Source organism: Vibrio sp. D401a (assembly GCF_030248515.1).
Lineage (GTDB): Bacteria > Pseudomonadota > Gammaproteobacteria > Enterobacterales > Vibrionaceae > Vibrio > Vibrio rotiferianus.
Genome location: NZ_JAHGAI010000001.1, coordinates 423,694 through 443,007, shown reverse-complemented (window position 1 = coordinate 443,007; position 19,314 = coordinate 423,694). Strand labels below are relative to the sequence as shown.

The following is a 19,314-nucleotide window of genomic DNA, read 5'->3' as shown; positions in this document are numbered from 1 at the left end:
TATGAAATTAGTTTTTTATATATGTTATTTTTCACTAGAAAATCACTAAAAGTTAACATAAAAGGGAAATTTAAAACCCACAAACAGCAACATGCAAGCAACCAACAATTAACAACAAAAGGCAATGCAAACATAATGGTATGGCAGACTGTTAATTTCAAATCAAGCTAGTGATATCAAGGCATTCAATAAAACTTTCTCTGCAATGCCAACCTGACTGGTTATATTTTAGCCGATACAATTTTATGCAACTAATCCGAGGTTTAATTTCTTCGATTAAGTAACGAGAATTAACATCCTCTTCCCTTTCATTTAATCGTTTTCTTGAGATCGATCGCTCACTTTATAAGCACTTACCCCTAGTCAAAGTGTGATTTTGTGGGGATTTTTAAACGAAACTGTCATGTTACCGACACAAATGCGAAATGAATCATAGTTATCTTCAAAGCTATTGTGGTACTTAAAAAACTCCACAAAGGACTGGCAATAACAGTTTATTTAAAAAGGTAAGGTGGCTTATGGAAGGCTTTCAACTAGACAACATCTTTGATCTGGAAACTACCTCAACAACTAAATCACGCTCAAAACCATTGAAACGTAAATGGCGTGAAATTGAAGCAATGAACGATAGACGCAACTTACTTAAGGAGTTGCGTGAACTCGATGTCTGCAACGACATCACTTTGGATGACATCAAATTATAATTTACACAAAAGGCACCTCGATGGTGCCTTTTGTCTATTATAGATACTGCAAAAAATGGGGGATTTTTATGCTGATTTCACTAGCATAACTCCCATTCTTACCTGTTGAGAATTTCTATCCATTTTCACTCATATTTATAGCGAATCAATTTCCAATAAATTCTCATAAGATAAGAAAATGACAAAACAAACCACGCAAACGCAATCGTTTACCTTGTCATCTTCACGCTTTAGACGAACTCAGCGTCATTATGACGCACTCTTTCGGCGAGCTGTTTGTAGCGATCAGCGATAGTATTGCCAAACACAGGATCATCTTCATTTTCCTGCCATTGGCTTTCGACATTTAGCCAATCTTCAGAAGTAAACAACTCTTCAATCAGTGGTAGAACTTGGCGCTCTTCCATTTCCAAATGGCGTTTCTGACTGGTAATGAAATCCTCGAGTTGCTGGGTAAACATCTCCTGGGGTACAACAGCATCCTGCAGAATCATCTCTACAATGCCAGCAAACTGTTTGGTCTTTTTAGATAACTCTTGATGTTCTAACTCTAGATTTTCAATCGTCTTAAAATGACCATAGTGCTCTAGAAAGTAATGGTAGAGGATATCTTCTTTGGGGTGATGAACCTTTTCAGAGTGATTAGAGAGGTAATCCACGATCTCACTCACCAACGCATAGTTAATAGCGCGTTCTTGCTTAATCTCATTCAATTTATGGCGCAATATTGCCAATAAACGGACCATATAGCCGTGTTCGCGTCGAATTCTCTCGATCATCATAGCGTCTCTCCTTAACACTTACTTTTAATAAGTGTATATGAGAAACCAGCGACCAGCCTCGACGGTGTTCAAAAAAACAGCGAACGTGGTGTCACGATCGCTGTACTGTTATGTCTCGGATAAGATGTCGATACTTACACCGTCATCGGCAAATGCCAATTAATCGCTTCTTTGCCTTGTTGGACAAGGATTTGGTTTGCTTGCGAGAATGGCTTGCTACCAAAGAAACCACGGTGTGCAGATAATGGTGACGGGTGCGGAGCGGTCAATACATGATGCTTATTGCGGTCGATAAAGCGACCTTTTTTCTGCGCATGGGCCCCCCATAACAGGAACACAACACCTTGTTGATGCTGGTTAATGGCTTCAATCACGCGGTCAGTAAAGGTTTCCCAGCCGGTTTTCGAATGTGAGTGTGCTTTGCCCTGCTCTACTGTCAACACTGTATTGAGTAGCAACACCCCCTGCACTGCCCAGCTTTGTAGAAAGCCATGTTGAGGAATTTGAAAACCTTCGATGTCTTGCGCCAACTCTTTGTACATATTCACCAAAGATGGTGGCGTTTTAATACCAGGCAACACAGAGAAGCACAAACCATGTGCTTGGTTTGGACCATGGTAAGGGTCTTGCCCTAGAATCACTACCTTAACGTCATTGAATTCAGTAAAACGGAACGCATTAAACACGTCTTTGGCTGGCGGATAGATGGCTTTGCCTGCTGCTCGCTCTGCGTCAACAAACTTCATGGTATCGACAAAGTAGCTCTGCTGTTTTTCTTCGCCGATCACATCGTGCCAAGTGGGTAACTGATTCATGGAAAGTTCCTGTCCTAAAGTTTCCCTCTATTCTAACGAGCGAAACCCAAACAAACAAAAACTTACCACCAGCACCAAGTTGAGACGACTCCTCAAACGCTGATTCGCAGGCAACTGGCATGAACCCGTGCTGGTTTGACTAAACCAAAATAACGAGTAGTAATGACGCTAATTACGCTAATTACGCTGCGGCGTTCGAAAATGCCCTTGTCCAGTGATATGGCGATTTGGCGTTGGTAAACGTAATACACGTCGAGAGTGTGTCACTGGGGTAAAGGAAACTGGTCGAGACATAATGTCATCCTCCTAACTCAATCGCCCACATACAACATTGAATTTAGGCGTTTAAAACAAATACGCAATAACGCGATTAGTTTTAATCAAGAAAGAAGGATGCCAACTTTACTATTCCGTTAGAAATTCGCCATTTCTTCAATGTGGAATCGGCGTAAGGTGTCGATTTCTTGCTGCCAGATATCAGGATCAATTGTTTCTAAAATCAGAGGGATACCATCAAGTCGAGGATCTTTTGCGATGTACTCAAAACAGCTCCAACCGATCTCGCCTTTACCTAATGAATGATGGCGGTCAACCTTGCTAGCGAATTCAACCTTTGAATCATTTAGATGCATTGCTCTTAAATAGTGCATGCCGACAATGCGGTCGAACTCAGCAAAGGTGCGCTCACAATCTTCTTTAGTACGTAAATCGTAACCCGCCGTAAACGTGTGGCAAGTATCGAGACACACGCCAACGCGTTCTTTGTCTTCCACTTGCTCGATGATTTCAGCTAGATGCTCAAACTTCCAGCCTAAGTTCGTTCCTTGACCAGCAGTATTCTCAATTACAGCAATCACATTCGGCACGGCTTTGTGCGCAAGATTGATCGACTCAGCGATCGTTGCCAAACATTCTTGCTCGGACACTTTCTTTAAGTGACTGCCTGGGTGGAAGTTGAGTAGCGTTAACCCCAATTGATTGCAACGCTCCATCTCATCAATAAATGCAGCGCGGGATTTATTCAGCTTTTCTTCTTCTGGGGCGCCCAAGTTAATCAGATAGGAGTCATGGGGCAGAATGTGCTCCGCGCCAAAGCCAAGCATTTTGCAGTTTGCTTTGAATGCGCTGATGGTTTTCTCTTCGAGTGGCTTAGCGACCCATTGACGTTGATTCTTAGTAAAAAGGGCAAACGCATTTGCACCAATCTCACGAGCACGAAGAGGTGCTTGATCTACTCCGCCCGCCGCCGACACGTGAGCACCAATAAACTTGTTTCCAAACTTGTTTTTCATGTTTGTCATTTAATCACTTTAGACTTTCAATATGGCTACCTAAATACAGGCAGTTGCGTTAAGCAGGTTAAGTTTTAAACTCATTTTGTAGTAAATTTACAACAAAAATAACTTTTAAATATTTTTTATATTATCAAATAAATTGTAACTAGTATGTTTTCAAACGTTTTATTGATTTAACTCAACAAAATCACCTTCAAAAATTTAAGGTTTTTAGTTGTTTTTTGACCTAAATCAATATTAAAATAATGGATATTGGCTATATAATACCTAGCTCAACAAAAATTCGAAAATTAACACCAATAATCACCACGTTAAGTGGTCTAGGAGATAGTGATGATCCAAGGTATCCAAATTACTAAAGCAGCTAACGACGAACTACTAAACTCTATCTGGCTACTAGATAGCGAGAAGAATGAAGCTCGTTGTGTTGCAGCAGCATCAACTTACGAAGCAGACCAAGTTATCGCAATCAGCGACCTAGGTGAATACGAAAGCCGTGAAGTAGCAATCGAAGCGGCACCTCGCATCGAAGGCGGCCAACACCTAAACGTGAACGTTCTTAAGCGTGAAACTCTAGAAGACGCAGTTGCACACCCAGAGAACTACCCACAGCTAACTATCCGTGTTTCTGGTTACGCAGTACGTTTCAACTCGCTAACTCCAGAACAGCAACGTGACGTAATCGCTCGTACTTTTACTGAGTCTCTATAATCAGTAAACTAGCTTGCTAGAATTTAAAAAGCTTGGTCAGCAATGACCAAGCTTTTTTTGTTTCTGGATCCTTCGAGCCCCCTCCGATAGTGGCGAACGCTCCTTTCTAAGGTGCGTTTCTTTGCGAAGGATCCTTTTGAAACGCTTGCGCCAACGAGGTTGGGTCAAGCCTATCTCTTTGTAGTGACGCCCCTTCTGCCCACCAAATCAATTGATGCAGGGTGCGATTCATATAGCTGTCCCACTGCGCCTGCTCCGATTCATCCGCAACCACACCCTGCTCATCAAACACTTCTTGCGCTTTCGGAATATGGATCATTGCCGACACGGGCAAACACCCCAACTCGGACAAGAAGGTCCGCATCGACACTGCAGCCCTTGCGCCACCCCATTGCCCTGCAGAATAGGTCACGATCGCACTTGGCTTATAAGAAAACAGCGAGCTGCCAAAGTGGTTAAGCATGTTTGCCAAGGCAGGACTCATCGAATGGTTGTATTCCGGGCTGACCATCACATACCCATCCGCATGTTTGATTTTGTGTGCCAGCTCGCTTAGATGCTGCGGCACTTTAGAGCGGTGATAAGCAAACTCGGGCTTAAACACATCACCAAAGTCATAGTTCAATGGGTCAATGATTTCGACCGTATGTTGTGAATGCTGACTCACGATGAGTTTTTCACACGCTCTGCTGACTCGCATTCCTAAACGGGCTGGTCGTGGTGGCGTGCTGTCTCTCACTGAGCCAAGAAAAATCAAAAAATGCATGCTGCTCTTTCCATCTCATTTAGTTAAGTTCGTTTCTCAATCTTAAAGAGAGTTAAAACTTATCGGCAATAAAAAAGGTGAATGATTGCTCATTCACCTCTCGTTATTTGTGTTTTTGATACTGACTATATTTTTGAAGCTTACTGTACGCGGCGCAGTACTTGCTTCAATGCAGCAAAATCTGCGTCGAGATCTTCCGATAACAGTTCCATCGCAGCGTGCTTCGCTAATGGAGCAGGAAGGTCGATGTCGGATTGCAGAATGTCATCCACCACTTCTTTGAACTTCGCAGGGTGTGCAGTACATAGGAAAAGACCGGTTTCACCGTCTTGCAATTGCTCGTCCAGAACTCGGTAAGCAATCGCTCCGTGCGGCTCGCATAGGTAACCCAGTGCGTATAGGTCTTTCACTGACTGTGCGCTTTGCTCATCTGAAACAGCGCCTTTACCTAGTGTCTCCAAGCCCCACTCTTTCACACGGCACAGCTCTTCGATACGAGGCCAGTTGTTTGGTTGGCTAACGTCCATCGCATTCGACGTGGTCGCTACTGTTGGTTTCGGCGCCCACTGACCCGTTTCTAGGTAACGTGGCACAGTGTCATTGGCATTCGTTGCAGCAATGAAGCGCTTGATAGGCAGACCCAGTGCTTTTGCCAGTAGACCAGCAGTTAGGTTACCGAAGTTACCGCTTGGTACTGATACCACTAGGTTTTCACGCTCTTGCTTGCTCATTTGCGCGGCTGCTTCAAAGTAGTAACAGATTTGCGCCATCAAACGGCTGATGTTGATTGAGTTTGCAGAGTTCAGGCCGATCTCTTCACGCAGTGCAGAATCATCAAAAGCTTGCTTAACCAGAGCCTGACACGCATCGAAGTCACCATCGATCGCGACAGTGTGAATGTTCTTACCAAGCGTACAGAATAGCTTCTCTTGCAGTGGGCTGATTTTGCCTTTCGGGTAAAGAATCACAACGTTGATGTCTTCCATACCGTAGAAAGCGTGCGCAACGGCTGCGCCAGTATCGCCAGAAGTTGCCGTCAGAATGGTGATCTTGCCGCCGTCTGAAACCGCAGCAAGAGATTGCGCCATAAAGCGACCACCAAAGTCTTTAAACGCAAGCGTTGGACCATGGAACAGCTCCAGTGCGTAAACACCGTCTTTTACTTGGTTGATTGGAGCTGGGAATTGGAATGCAGCGTCAACCAATGCGTTAACTTGCTCTTCCGCCAACTCATCGCCAATCAGTGCTGATAGGATTTTCGTGCTACGAGAGACAAAGTCTTCTGCCAGCAGCGCATCAACATCTTCAAATTTTGGTAATTCCGATGGGAAAAATAGACCTTGGTTACGGCCTAGTCCTTGGCGAACGGCTTGGCCAAAGGAAACTTGTTCATCATTTTCTTTTATATTGTAAAGCTTCATAGCTCACTTCCTGTTACTTTCGAACCCTGTTTATCTAGACGACAAACGTGGACGAATCCTTCTTCGTTTTGTACGTAGTTCTGTTCTAACCAGCGAGCAACTCGCTCAGCGACATCTTTCTCTTTGCAAATACTGAACAGTGTCGGCCCACTGCCAGAAATACCGGTTGCCAATGCACCCGCAGACGCTGCGTATTGACGTGCATTTGCAAAACCTGGAAGCAGTTTCTCACGATACGGTTCTGCGATCACGTCTTTGATCATTTTTGCAGCAAGTTCTGGCTGACCAGAATGACACGCATGAATAAAGCCTGCAAGGTGACGACCATGAGCAATGATATCTTGTCGACGGTATTGAGATGGTAGGATCTCACGTGCTTCTGCTGTTGATACTTTGATACCCGGATACGCCATCACCCAGTACCAATCGTCAAAGCAAGGCACTTCTTGGCTAATGATACCTAGCTCTTCCAGCATCAATTGCACACCGCCAAGGTAACATGGCGCCACGTTATCATAGTGAATACCACCAGAGATCTTGCCTTCCATTTCTCCCATCAGCGCTAGCAACTCTGTCTCGTTAAGCGGCTGTCCATGGAATCTGTTCAATGCATCTAATGCAGCAACGATAGAACAAGCACTTGAACCTAAACCAGAGCCGATTGGCATGTTCTTTTCTAGCGTCATTTCAAGTGGCTTTAGCTCAACGCCTTTTTTATCTAGCTCACGAGCAAACACTACCCAACAATCGTAAACGATGTTCTCTTTTGGCTCGGTTGGTAGCTTCTCAACAAAATCACCAGCTGTCTTTAGACTGAACGGCTCAGCCCCAGACTTAACCAATACTCGGTCGCCCAATAGTGTGCCATCAACTGGGGACACCGCCGCCCCCAGAACGTCGAAACCAACGCTTACGTTACCAATTGACGCAGGAGCATAAACCACCACATCCATATCACTTGAACTCATTGTTGTTATACCCCTAGCTTCCAACCTAAAGTACGCATCACATCCGAGAATACACCCGCAGCCGTTACCTCTGTACCTGCACCGTAACCACGTAATACCAGTGGAATTGGCTGGTAGTAACGACTGTAAAATGCCAGTGCGTTTTCACCGTCTTTGATCTTAAACATTGGATCATTTTCATCAACAGCAGCAATGCTAACTTTGCATTTGCCATCAATAATCTCACCGACGTAACGCAATACTTTGCCTTCTTCCGCAGCTTTGGCCGACAACTCTTTAAAGTAAGCATCCGCTTCCGGTAGACGCGCCATAAACTCATCTACACTACCTGAATCGTCAAAGCCTGGCGGCAGAGCTTGATCAACCACAACGTCTTCTAGCTCTAGTGACATACCAGCTTCACGCGCAAGAATAAGAAGCTTACGCGCTACGTCCATTCCCGATAGATCATCTCGAGGATCCGGTTCGGTAAAGCCGTTTTGCTTGGCGATGTTTGTCGCTTCACTTAGGCTCATACCTTCATCTAACTTACCAAAAATGTATGACAGAGAACCCGACAGGATACCGCTGAAACGCTCTAGTTCATCACCAGCGGCAATAAGGTTTTGCAGGTTTTCAATCACTGGCAGACCCGCACCTACCGTTGTTTCGTACAGCAATTTACGTCGAGAGCTACGTGCAACACCACGAAGTTGGTGGTAGTAAGCCATGCTTGCTGTGTTTGCTTTTTTGTTCGGAGTGACAACGTGGAAGCCCGCCGCCAAGAAATCCGCGTATTGGTTTGCGATAGCCTCACTTGAGGTACAATCCACCAACACAGGGTTGATAATGTGGTTACGTTGAACCAAAGAAATTAAGCGCGCTAAGCTAAACTCTTCTGTTGATGCCGACATACGGTCTCGCCAATGCTCTAGCGGTAAACCCTCACTATCAAGCAAGAGACCTTTACTGTTTGCTAAACCACACACGCGAATCACAATGCCTTTCTCTGCCAGCTTCGCTTGTTGGCGTTCAATTTGGTCCACCAACTCGCCACCAACACCACCAACACCAACAACAAATACATCCAGGAAGTGCTTAGAATTGAATAGGTTCTCATGACACGCTTTGATCGCTTCCGAGATTTTATCTTCAGGGATCACCGCAGAGATAGCACGCTCAGATGACCCCTGTGCGATAGCGACAATATTTACGTTCACTTCTGCAAGAGATGAGAAGAAGCGAGATGCAACACCGCGTGATGTACGCATACCGTCACCCACAAGTGTCACAATAGAAACATCATCAATAAAGTCTACAGGCTCAAGTAAGCCATCTTTTAACTCCAGCTCAAATGCATCCGCCAATACTTGTTGTGCTTTTGCTTTGTCTTGCGCTTCGATACAGAAGCTGATGCTGTACTCAGAAGAAGATTGAGTGATCAATACGATAGACACACCTGCTGATGACATTGCGCCGAATACACGACTTGCCATGCCGACCATGCCCTTCATACCCGGGCCAGACACGTTAACCATAGTTAGGTCGTTCAGCGTCGTGATACCTTTGATCGCCAGATTATCTTCGCCAGTATCTTGCCCAATCAGCGTACCCGCGCCTTGTGGGTTAAAGCTGTTTTTGATCAAACATGGAATATGGAACTGTGCGATTGGTGCGATGGTTTTAGGGTGCAGAACGGAAGCACCGAAGTAAGAAAGCTCCATCGCTTCTTGATAGCTAAGTGACTTGAGTAGGCGAGCATCTTCCACTAAGCGTGGGTCACAGTTGTACACGCCATCAACGTCTGTCCAGATTTCACAGCAGTCTGCACGCAGACACGCCGCAAGAACTGCCGCAGAGTAGTCAGAGCCATTACGACCAAGAGTGACTAGCTCACCTTTCTCATTACCTGCGGTAAAACCAGGCATGATGTTTACATGGCCTTGAGGAAGAGGATTCTGACGGAAGTTCTGAGTTGAAACGTCAACGTCGACCATGGCTTCTAGGTGATCGCCTTTTGCGTACAGGTATTCAACTGGGTCGATAAGATGCGCAGGTTGGCCTTTTGCTTCTAATACCGCTTTCATCAACTGAATCGAAATGCGTTCGCCTTTACTGATGATGCGTGCATTGACGTTGTTTGGGCACATACCAAGAAGATTAATGCCGTGAACAAATTGGCGAAGTTGAGAAAGTGATGTTTTAACTTGGTTATCGAACGCAGCACCATCGATGTTTGGTAACACACCTTGGATATCTGCAAACAGCGCTTTGAAAGAAGCTTCCAGCTCATTGATTTGCAGCTCTGCTTCGCCGTTGCGAAGTGCACCTTCAATTACCGCTACCAGCTTATTGGTTGTTTTGCCCGGTGCAGAAAGTACCACGGCGACTTCTTCTTGTTGTGCGTTGTTGGCGATGATATCCGCCGCTCTCAAAAAGCGATCTGCATCTGCTAATGATGAACCGCCAAACTTTAATACTCGCATCCCTTCCTCCGATGTATCTTTCTAGATCTGTCTAAATTCTGTATTAAAAAAGCATAAAAAAAGGCCTGTATCTTGTTGGATACAGGCCTTCTTTGTGAATTTCTTTCGCTCAGCAGCCTGCCCCAACATTGGTCGTGTTGGTAATAATAATGGTTGTGGTCATTACTACTTGGCTGTGAGATGTCATAAATAAATATTCAACGATAATTATGTGTTTGCTTAACTCTACGTTTACCGAGTTTCTTAACTAGAGTCAACAAAAAACTTGTATATTTTACGTTCGAGATTGAAAAGACGTGCTGATTTAAATTTCAAAAAATACTTTTATTACAAAGATTTGAACAGCTCCGCAAAACAGGTAAAAAACTACCTCTATACTACTAGATCCCAAGTTCTCGATCTTATGAGATCCAACAGTAAGATCCATTTCTGGGTAACGTTGATCAAAATTCTGCCAATGCCGTACTTTAATTCACGATAGTTTGGCTATGACTAAAGTTCAGAAGATCAAAATATAAGCAAAATTAATGAGCCAGCTTTCATAATATGTGCTTTAATAATTTGAAAGCCGATGGCAATACCAATAATGATTGAAATGACAAGGAGTGGTGATGATGAAAGTCCTATTGTGCCTGCTTGTCCTTGTACTGCCTGCAATATCTCTAGCAAACACACTGCCTCCTCTACCAGGTAAAACGGCACCTTCCCCTCATAAGCTTTTCATTTCTAGTGAAAATTATCAAAATGACAGTTTTGATGTTTGGAATATCGATGGTGGTTACGCATATGAACTGCTTGATTCCGTCGATCTTTACGTAGGTGCTCGCGTTAATAACTCACCGACTCAAAATCAAAGCGGTTTTTTAAGCGGCATAAGCTACCAATATAACGATCGTGTTACGCTGAAAAGTACCGTTCGCTCCTACAAAGCAGAAAGTGCTGACGGCATCAAAGAAGATGACAGTAGCCTTGCTGCCGAAGTTTCGAGTCGCGTTAAGATAACGGACAATCTCGATATTCATGCCACGCTGGACTATCAAGATTGGCAACAAGGCTTTGAAGTGGGATTAGGTTTCCGCTTTTAAAAGTCTAGCGCTTCTTTTGAAATCAATACGCCATTCCAATCTGCGTACACGTGATGCTTGGGCTGCACGATCTGATTCTGCATCGTCAGTGTCACATTAACGTCCCCCACCCCACGCTTCTCAGTTTTAAATGGGCAAGTACCTAAAGCTTGAATGCCGATATCCATTTGTGACATCTGAGCGACATCACGGATAGCACCGAAGACAATAATCCCTTCCCAGCCATTTTCGATACCAAGAATGGCCAACTGGTCTCCGAGCAACGCTTTTTGACATGAGCCATGGCCATCAACAATCAGGACTTTTCCGGTACCATCCTCACCTAATACTTCTCGCACTTTAGAATTATCATGATAGCAACGCACTGTGACGATTTCGCCATGAAAAGCGGTTCGTTGACCAAAGTTCTGCAGCGGTAAACTCAATAGCGTTACCTGATCTTCAAACTGGTCACAAATATCTGGTGTTATATCTCTCATATTTCCTCCGTGAATTTTTTACTCAAGAGCGAGAGCATCTTAAGTAAGTATTATCCTTTTATACGAGCTTATCACTGATCTCTCCGAGCACTTGGCGAGTTTCTTCACCTACACAGGAGATTAAATACAGTTCACCATCCACAACGTAATAAATTGCGTTTTGCTTAAAAATTTTAGCAAGAGCTATCGCCTTTTGTGGTTTTATTTCTACAGCATAGCTTTCTTCAAACCATTGAAAACCTTTATCACCGACGGTGACAGGAACATATTTCATCCCTTTCAAGCATTGCTCTAGCTCGTGATTACTTATGCAGTTCTCTTTGTTTGACCGCAATTTACTGTATGGGTTCCAAGCAGTTATGACAGCATACTGATGAGAGCTCCACTCTTGCTCAAACCGAAAGTATGACTCTGAATAAGCATGCCATAACGCTGCGTCTATGTTCGTATTACTTTTTTCTATCATATCTCTTAAACGATTAATAACGGTTACATTTCATCAATTGATGTAAATCAACAAACTGAATGGAATTAACATTTGAGCATTGTTAGCATGCTGTTAACAATATAAAATTCGCTCCATATCTTAGGGTGTTTACGTTTCAGGCCCGTAAAGCTTGGATTTGAAAGGTAAACAAACCCTATAGAATAAAGTCGCCATCGGACACTGGTGAGTTGGCAAGATTCCAAGGAAGGCGGATAACTGAAAGAAGTGTTTTTTTGATCAACTTGTTTTATTATCAAAATCACATTACCTGTATGTTATATTTTTGCCTAGAATTTATTCTATTAGCACAATTTTGTCACAAATTTAGGTACCGCCAATGCAAACCCCGCAGATTCTTATCGTAGAAGATGAGCAAGTAACTCGTAACACTCTTAAGAGTATTTTTGAAGCAGAGGGATACGCTGTTTTCGAAGCCAGCGACGGTGAAGAGATGCACCAAGTGTTGTCTGAAAATTCAATCAACTTGGTAATCATGGATATTAATCTTCCAGGTAAGAACGGCCTACTGCTAGCTCGTGAACTACGTGAGCAAGCAAATATCGCGCTAATGTTCTTAACTGGTCGTGACAATGAAGTAGACAAGATCCTAGGTCTTGAAATCGGCGCTGATGATTACATCACTAAGCCTTTCAACCCACGTGAACTGACTATCCGTGCACGTAACCTACTAAGCCGTTCAATGAGCACTAACGCTGTTCAAGAAGAGAAACGCTCAGTAGAGAAGTACGTGTTCAATGGTTGGGTACTAGACATCAACAGCCGCTCGCTAGTGAGCCCAGCTGGTGAAGGCTACAAGCTACCTCGCTCAGAGTTCCGTGCACTACTTCACTTCTGTGAAAACCCAGGCAAGATCCAAACTCGTGCAGATCTACTGAAGAAAATGACTGGTCGTGAGCTTAAGCCACACGACCGCACAGTAGACGTAACCATCCGTCGCATTCGTAAGCATTTTGAATCAGTATCAGGTACACCTGAAATCATCGCGACTATTCACGGTGAAGGTTACCGTTTCTGTGGCGACCTAGAAGACTAATCGCTGCAATACAAACATTAAGGGCTTGCTCCATGAGCAAGCCCTTTTTTTATCTAGTACTCGGTAAGATCAGTATACTTTGTCGATTTTAATGTTTTTCTCAACTAGCCAGCCTGTTTTACCCGCATCATCCAATAGTAACGCTAAATCTATCGGCTTTTCTGTATCCGCTTCAATTTGCCATACAAACGCGACTTCCCACTGATTTTCACTGTGCGTTCTTAGTTCTAGAAGGTCGCCATCAATCACCCACTCTGAATCCCCTTGCTTTAAAATCAGTGATTCCACAGTAAGGTTTGCAGGGAGATCTTTATCGGCTTGCAGATACAACGCACCATGTACGTTTTGTTCTTGAACTTCACCAATAGTCGGCATCATGTTGACCCATAGGTTACTTTTCAGTTCAACATTCACTTGGTTCATTGTAATTTGACTGTCTTCTTGCCAACCTACCTGTGGAGCAGAACTGCAACCAGCTAAGAGAGCGACGGCTAACGCTGCTGACGCGATTTTCTTCATGTTATTTCCTCTGTTCCAACCAACTCTTCAGTACTTGGATATCATTTTGATATTCGTTTTTAATCTCTTCAACCCAGTCAGAGATGTTCTCCCACCATGCAGGCATATCTGGTGACTGAGCTTTCTGGGCGACGCTTTGAATATGTTTGAGACCAATAGACCCTGCAGCACCTTTAATTTTATGCGCTTCAGAGACAATGCCATCTTGGTCTTTCGCCGTCATGTTCGAGTCCAGTACCTCAATATAATCAGGCATCATATCTTCAAACATTTTAATGCTATCGTACACAGGCTTCACGCCCACAATATCTACATAAGACTCTAACATATCCAAATCCAACAAGTGCGTCTCAATCACTGGAGATGGTGCAGATACCTCGTCCTCTATCACCTTCTGGTCGACAACTGTTTCTTCTTGCCCGTCAACACGATTAGCGAAGAATTTATCAATAACAGCTTGAAGAGCCTGTACTGCGAGAGGCTTGCTGATTGCATCGTCCATACCATTGTCTAAATACTCTCGACGATCTTTCATTACATTCGCAGTTAGCGCCACCAGCGGAGGTAGATTGTCATAGTGCTCACGGTAGTACTTAGCGACATCAAAACCTGTCATATCCGGCAATTGGATATCAAGCAATGCCAAGTCGTATTCATCCGGCACAAAGTTCACCAACGCTTCTTCACCTGTCATGGCAACAGTGACTGAGTGGCCTAGGCTTTCAAGTAAAGACTTCGCCACAGTAACGTTAAGTTCAATATCTTCAACCATAAAGATATTAAGGTGCATATTGTCACGTTTCGCGTCGATAATTGGCTCTTCAAGCTCAACCACCGGAACATGAATCGACACAGTGAAAGTACTGCCAAAGCCCTCTTCACTTGCCACTGTGATATCACCATCCATCATATTGATTAACTGCTTCGACACGGCTAATCCGATACCAGTACCGACAGCATGGAGGTTGTCTTTACCCGATTTAACTTGGTAATACATGGCAAAGATCTTTTCCACCTCATCCTCAGGTATACCAATACCGGTGTCTTCCACCTCAATGATGATGGTTGCATACTCTTCTTCAACGTCCGCACTTACCGTCATTACGACGCCACCTTCTTTGGTGAACTTCATCGCATTGCTAACCAGATTCCAAATAACCTGACGCAGACGGGTAGCATCCACTTCAATCGCCTTCGGCAACGAACTTAGACGCTCTAAGTCAAAGCGCAGCCCTTTTTGTTCTGCCATTAATGCCGAGATGCTCTCAATTTCCGCGACAAAGTCTTCAAAATTGAGCGGCACAGGTAGCAGCTCCAGTTTACGACGATCGAATTTATCCATATCGATAATGTCGTTGAAAATATTACCTAGGGTAATAGCGCTCACATTGATGGTTTGCATATGCTTCCGCTGCTCTTCAGTCAACTGGCTATCGAGTAGCATACGGCTCAGCCCCACAATTCCGTTTAGCGGAGTTCGAAGTTCATGGCTGATGGTAGAGATAAAGGTGGTTTTGTCTCGGCTAGCTTTTTCTAAAGACTCTTCATGACGCTTACGCTCAGTAATATCACGGCCAAAGCCAACCAATCCGAGGTGGCGACCATCTTTGCTGTAAAACGGCACTTTACGTAATTCAAAGTAGTGCTTGCGACCGTCAGGGTAATCCAGCCATTGCTCGTAAGTTAATGCTTGGTTATCAGCAAACACTTTTTGGTCGGTATCGACGATATGCTCTGCCACTTCTTTGCTGTAGACATCCCACGGGCTCAAGCCGACTAACTGGTGCTCTTTCTTACCAGTTAGCTCTTCCATCGCGCGGTTACAGCCAGAGAAAACTCCGTCAGCATTACGGTAATAAATAAGATCTGGTGAAGCATCGATAAAGGATCGCAAAAGTGCAGTACGCTCAGCTAATTCGAGTTGTGTTCGCTCACGTTGGAAGACTTCATTTTCTAAATCTTGCATTGCTTCTTCACGAGCTTCCTCAGCTTTAATACGCTCTTCGATCTCTTGATTAAGTTTTTCAATATTTTGCTGCAGTTGGAAGTTGAGCTCTTGGTCACGAGAACGCATATCTTTAAGCTTAGAGACTAACTTGGTCAGCCTTTGACGTGACTCTTCAAGTTGGTCCACAACAACGGACAAGAAATAAACCGCCCAAGGTGTAATCAGCAGCCCAAAAAAAACCGACCGTACAATATCGATATCATCAACACTGCCCTTCAATGCGAGCGTAATTCCGACTTGCACCACGACTGCTAAGGCAACCAGCGCCAGTGCTAGCAATATTGAGAAACGGACAATCCCCAGCTTGACCAACAGATCAACGTAATACTGGGCGAGATTTTTCATGGGCTTCATTCACTACTCCAAGGAACAAGCTAGGCAACCGACTTCAACTTGCGTATCAGACAGATTAAGGAAAACGGCATTGTTGTAACTAAAGCGAGTCACAAGAGATATCACAGACTTATGCTACGTTGTTCGCAGTTTAACGTGTTTAATACGGTGATTAAAACCACCCACGCTCAAGTTAGAGTATGCGGTCACAAAGCGCTACAACGAGCTGGGATGAATACGGGTGCGGTCACGACCATCGGCTTTTGCTTGGTACAGTGCACTATCTGCCATGGCGACGCCCATTTCTGGCTCATCCCCATGCTGCGGAACATAAGAAACGAAGCCAATACTAACTGTTAAGCTTTGGGCAACCTCTGAACTCATGTGGCCAATGGCCGCTTGGTGAACTTGTTGATGGATGCGCTGCGCAACTTGCTCCGCCCCTTGTGTCGTCGTATTGGGTAAAATAAAAGCGAATTCTTCCCCACCATAACGCGCGACACAGTCCGAAGAGCGGTTAACGACAGCTTTAAAAACATTAGCAACCTGAACCAATGCTTCATCTCCTTTTTGGTGCCCATAGCTGTCATTGAAATCTTTAAAGAAGTCAATGTCACAAAGCATAATGGTCAATGGGAGTTTTTCTCTAACGTGGTGATACCACAATGTATGCAGCTGCTCATCAAATCGACGACGGTTTGCCACCTGGGTCAAACTGTCTAGGAAGCTGAGCTTTTCTAATTCAAGGTTGGCTTCTTCTAACTTCTGCTCGGCCAAATATCGCTCAGAAATATCACGAGCCATAATTAGCACTCCGTTGGTACCAGAAGCTTTATCTTTAAAGGGAGATTTAACCACATCAAACCAAGTGTAATGGCCATCTGATGTGAGAATTTTATCGATATACCTGACGGGTTCCGCATCATTAAGAGCCTGAACATCGCTTGCCTTTAAGCGCAGGTATAGTTCTTCAGGAATGACATCTTGCAGACGCTTTCCAATTAGCTCAGACACATCAGAAATACCAAGAGCATTTACGAATGGTTTATTACAAGCTTGATAAACCAAGTTTTCATTGAAAATACCGATAGGATCGGGACTTGCGTCCAAAATGGTCTGCAAAATGGTATCGCGCTGAGCAAGTGCAACTTCGGTATCTTTACGACGCTCCATCTCGTCTCGCAGGTTTTGCTGCATTTTGTGCCATTCAGTCACATCATGACTGATAGATAATGTGCCAATCAGTTCACCCACTTGTGAAACAAGCGCACTCTGGTTTACTTCAAGGAGGCAACTACGCCCGTTCACATCAGTAGTCCAGCGCCGTTCCGTTTTTCTAGTCGCCAACGTGTCATGTGGCGTGATACCGGCTTCTTCCCTTCGCCCTTCCCAAAATAGATCAAAAGCGCGATTAGTCGCCAAGTAGTTACCTTGCTGATCCTGCAGACAGACCAGCTCCGAAAGTGAATCCAGAGCAGAACGTGCCATATTCAGCTCAGCTTGCTCTTGTTGGCATTCTACTGATGTAGCCTGATAAGGTTGAGCATACAGAATCCAAACTCGATGTCCGTTGTAAAAGCTCTTTCTCCCAGATAACTCGACTCTGGTGCTTTCACTTTCAGATAAGTGCCAGTCAAACAGTTGCTGACGAAAAGAGCGACTAGCAAAGCTAGACACTATGGTAAGTAAGTCGTTTGTATGAAAAGTAGCAGGATAGAGAAATCCCGCACCTAGCGCACGAATGCCGAGGAATTGCGTGGCGGAGTCATTGGCAAGCAAGATCTGTCCATGCCCAGCATCAATAACAAATACAGAATATGGAGAGTCAGTGATGAGTTGTTTGAGAGCTTGCTGATAGCGATAGTGGATAAGTGCTAAAACAGCCGCACTCACTATAGTGAGCAAAATGACGTGTCCATAGTCATTTTGCTCACTCCATAGCCAAGTAAATAACTGATCCATTCTTCTGTTCCATTTCAATAACAGTGAGAAATATATCAGTTATTAATCAATCAATCTGCCTTTAATTCTGGTTTGCTATAGATGAAAGCATCGCCAGTTAAGCTACCTTGTGAGCCTTCTCGATCCAATGCGCGACCAATTTCGGTCATCGCGAGCCAGCGGTTCTCACACCACAGTGGTGATAGCAAGGTTGGACGACGCGCCGCAGAAGAAACACGATGATAAATCACCTCTTTCGGCGTCATGCGGATCATTTCACTGGCGATAGCCACATACTCTTCAAGCTCAGGCGCTTCTAGCTTTCCAGCACGCCACGCTTTTGCCATAGTACTGCCTTCGACAATATGTAGACCGTGAAGCTTGATGCCGTCAGTACCGACTTCGAGCACTTTACGCAGTGTTTCAACGTTGTCGTCGCGTGTCTCTTTCGGCAAACCAACGATCAGGTGAGTGCACACTTTGATACCAAGTGCACGAGCACGCTTGGTGATTTCTGCGTAGCACTCAAAATCATGACCTCGGTTGATACGCTTGAGGGTGTCATTGTTGGCAGTTTGAAGACCTAGCTCCAGCCAAATCTCGTAACCTTGGTTCACGTAATCCGACAGCAGATCTAATACCGCATCAGGAACGCAATCAGGACGAGTGCCCACACAAAGGCCGACGATATCAGCAGCCTTAAGTGCTTCTTCATACATGTTTTTGAGAACTTGTACTTCTGCATAGGTACTGGTGTACGCCTGAAAATATGCTAGGTACTTCTTCGCTCGATGGATCTCTCCAGCGCGATCTTTCAATTGATCGTGGATACTTTTGATCTGAACATCTTCGTCAGCAAAAGAGGCAACATTACAAAAAGTACATCCGCCACGACCAATCGTGCCATCTCGGTTTGGGCAGCTAAAGCCACCATGTAAAGTCAGCTTATGGACTTTTTCGCCGTAACGACGTTGAAGGTCTTGACCTAGTGTGTTGACCAATTCATGTAATTGCATAGATTCTCATCAATTGTAAACCGTAATGAATCTCAATACGATTAATGTAAGTAAATTACATCCCTGCAAGAAAAAACAAACAATTCTAGTGAATTCAAACAAACACGCTACGAAGCCAAATCAATAAAACTGCATAAAACCAACCCAAAACCTGCAATGTTGCGTAAATGTTAAACAAAAAGTGCATATTTAAACGAAAAAATTGGGTCACAAAGGCGACTTTTCGTTGCATTCCGAAGTCACAAAATTGTAGGATACTTACACAACCCCGCCGTTTTTGTGACTTTTATTACAATATCAACGACGGGAATTGTCGGTGTTATCCCGCTCCCACCTATATAAGTCACTAAATTGTGGCAATAAATAAAGGGATATCACCAAGGATTGTTTTTCTCGCAAAATTTTTCCTGCGAGATACGGAAAGGAATCAAGACTGGTCAACCTCGGCCAGTGGCGAATCATAAA

17 protein-coding genes and 1 other annotated feature are annotated in these 19,314 nt (G+C 44.2%); of the genes, 4 read left to right on the top strand and 13 right to left on the bottom strand.

Annotated elements, in window-relative coordinates; genetic code table 11:
* The first annotated feature begins 518 nt into the window (after positions 1 to 518).
* Positions 519 to 704 (top strand): DUF3545 family protein, encoded by a 186-nt coding sequence (locus tag KIV41_RS02025; RefSeq protein WP_010445950.1) that lies wholly within the window; start codon positions 519 to 521, stop codon positions 702 to 704.
* A 230-nt stretch (positions 705 to 934) separates the two neighbouring features.
* On the opposite strand, the gene KIV41_RS02020 is transcribed toward KIV41_RS02025, so the two are convergent.
* From KIV41_RS02020 to nfo, 3 genes are all read right to left on the bottom strand, one after another.
* Positions 935 to 1,486 carry a hemerythrin domain-containing protein gene (locus KIV41_RS02020; RefSeq protein WP_010445948.1) on the bottom strand — a complete coding sequence of 184 codons (552 nt, stop codon included), beginning with the start codon at positions 1,484 to 1,486 and terminating at the stop codon, positions 935 to 937.
* Positions 1,487 to 1,620: 134 nt separating this feature from the next.
* Positions 1,621 to 2,301: a uracil-DNA glycosylase gene (gene ung / locus KIV41_RS02015; protein WP_285335584.1), complete on the bottom strand. Its 681-nt coding sequence runs from the start codon at positions 2,299 to 2,301 to the stop codon at positions 1,621 to 1,623.
* A 413-nt stretch (positions 2,302 to 2,714) separates the two neighbouring features.
* Positions 2,715 to 3,602: a deoxyribonuclease IV gene (nfo, locus tag KIV41_RS02010; RefSeq protein WP_285335583.1), complete on the bottom strand. Its 888-nt coding sequence runs from the start codon at positions 3,600 to 3,602 to the stop codon at positions 2,715 to 2,717.
* Positions 3,603 to 3,929: 327 nt separating this feature from the next.
* Between nfo and grcA the strand changes: the two genes are divergently transcribed.
* Positions 3,930 to 4,307 (top strand): autonomous glycyl radical cofactor GrcA, encoded by a 378-nt coding sequence (gene grcA, locus KIV41_RS02005; RefSeq protein WP_010445942.1) that lies wholly within the window; start codon positions 3,930 to 3,932, stop codon positions 4,305 to 4,307.
* 106 nt (positions 4,308 to 4,413) lie between these two features.
* Here the strand turns inward: grcA and KIV41_RS02000 are convergent, their stop codons facing one another.
* The 4 genes from KIV41_RS02000 to thrA all read right to left on the bottom strand — a co-directional run bounded on the left by KIV41_RS02000 (position 4,414) and on the right by thrA (position 9,927).
* Positions 4,414 to 5,073 (bottom strand): NADPH-dependent FMN reductase, encoded by a 660-nt coding sequence (locus KIV41_RS02000; RefSeq protein WP_071234967.1) that lies wholly within the window; start codon positions 5,071 to 5,073, stop codon positions 4,414 to 4,416.
* 140 nt (positions 5,074 to 5,213) lie between these two features.
* The gene (gene thrC, locus KIV41_RS01995; protein ID WP_285335582.1) at positions 5,214 to 6,494 is read right to left on the bottom strand and encodes a threonine synthase; all 1,281 of its coding nucleotides are present in this window, start codon (positions 6,492 to 6,494) and stop codon (positions 5,214 to 5,216) included.
* The gene (thrB, locus tag KIV41_RS01990; RefSeq protein ID WP_010445935.1) at positions 6,491 to 7,447 is read right to left on the bottom strand and encodes a homoserine kinase; all 957 of its coding nucleotides are present in this window, start codon (positions 7,445 to 7,447) and stop codon (positions 6,491 to 6,493) included. The genes thrC and thrB overlap by 4 nt, the downstream gene beginning before the upstream one ends.
* 20 nt (positions 7,448 to 7,467) lie before the next feature.
* Complete coding sequence (gene thrA / locus KIV41_RS01985) at positions 7,468 to 9,927, bottom strand: bifunctional aspartate kinase/homoserine dehydrogenase I (RefSeq protein ID WP_045386586.1); 2,460 nt, start codon at positions 9,925 to 9,927, stop codon at positions 7,468 to 7,470.
* 54 nt (positions 9,928 to 9,981) lie between these two features.
* Positions 9,982 to 10,098: a sequence feature (Thr leader region), on the bottom strand.
* A 443-nt stretch (positions 10,099 to 10,541) separates the two neighbouring features.
* Between thrA and KIV41_RS01980 the strand changes: the two genes are divergently transcribed.
* Positions 10,542 to 11,012 (top strand): hypothetical protein, encoded by a 471-nt coding sequence (locus KIV41_RS01980; protein WP_010445930.1) that lies wholly within the window; start codon positions 10,542 to 10,544, stop codon positions 11,010 to 11,012.
* Here the strand turns inward: KIV41_RS01980 and KIV41_RS01975 are convergent.
* Positions 11,009 to 11,491, bottom strand: a complete 483-nt coding sequence (locus KIV41_RS01975; RefSeq protein WP_045386584.1) for a putative 4-hydroxy-4-methyl-2-oxoglutarate aldolase — start codon at positions 11,489 to 11,491, stop codon at positions 11,009 to 11,011. The two genes, KIV41_RS01980 and KIV41_RS01975, sit on opposite strands and share 4 nt — an antisense overlap.
* 58 nt (positions 11,492 to 11,549) lie before the next feature.
* A complete protein-coding gene (locus KIV41_RS01970; RefSeq protein ID WP_010445926.1) occupies positions 11,550 to 11,957 on the bottom strand; it encodes a DUF3293 domain-containing protein in 408 nt (135 codons plus the stop codon).
* Positions 11,958 to 12,315: 358 nt separating this feature from the next.
* Here KIV41_RS01970 and arcA point away from each other — a divergent pair, with 358 nt between their 5' ends.
* Positions 12,316 to 13,032, top strand: a complete 717-nt coding sequence (arcA, locus tag KIV41_RS01965) for a two-component system response regulator ArcA (protein ID WP_010445924.1) — start codon at positions 12,316 to 12,318, stop codon at positions 13,030 to 13,032.
* A 69-nt stretch (positions 13,033 to 13,101) separates the two neighbouring features.
* Here the strand turns inward: arcA and KIV41_RS01960 are convergent, their stop codons facing one another.
* From KIV41_RS01960 to KIV41_RS01945, 4 genes are all read right to left on the bottom strand, one after another.
* Positions 13,102 to 13,551, bottom strand: a complete 450-nt coding sequence (locus KIV41_RS01960; RefSeq protein ID WP_010445922.1) for a lipoprotein — start codon at positions 13,549 to 13,551, stop codon at positions 13,102 to 13,104.
* 1 nt (position 13,552) lies between these two features.
* Positions 13,553 to 15,913 carry an aerobic respiration two-component sensor histidine kinase ArcB gene (gene arcB, locus KIV41_RS01955; protein ID WP_010445920.1) on the bottom strand — a complete coding sequence of 787 codons (2,361 nt, stop codon included), beginning with the start codon at positions 15,911 to 15,913 and terminating at the stop codon, positions 13,553 to 13,555.
* Between the two features lie 195 nt (positions 15,914 to 16,108).
* Positions 16,109 to 17,854, bottom strand: a complete 1,746-nt coding sequence (locus KIV41_RS01950) for a diguanylate cyclase domain-containing protein (protein ID WP_285335581.1) — start codon at positions 17,852 to 17,854, stop codon at positions 16,109 to 16,111.
* 50 nt (positions 17,855 to 17,904) lie between these two features.
* Positions 17,905 to 18,849, bottom strand: coding sequence for a TIGR01212 family radical SAM protein (locus KIV41_RS01945; protein WP_045386578.1), 945 nt, complete (start codon positions 18,847 to 18,849; stop codon positions 17,905 to 17,907).
* Between the last annotated feature and the right edge of the window lie 465 nt (positions 18,850 to 19,314).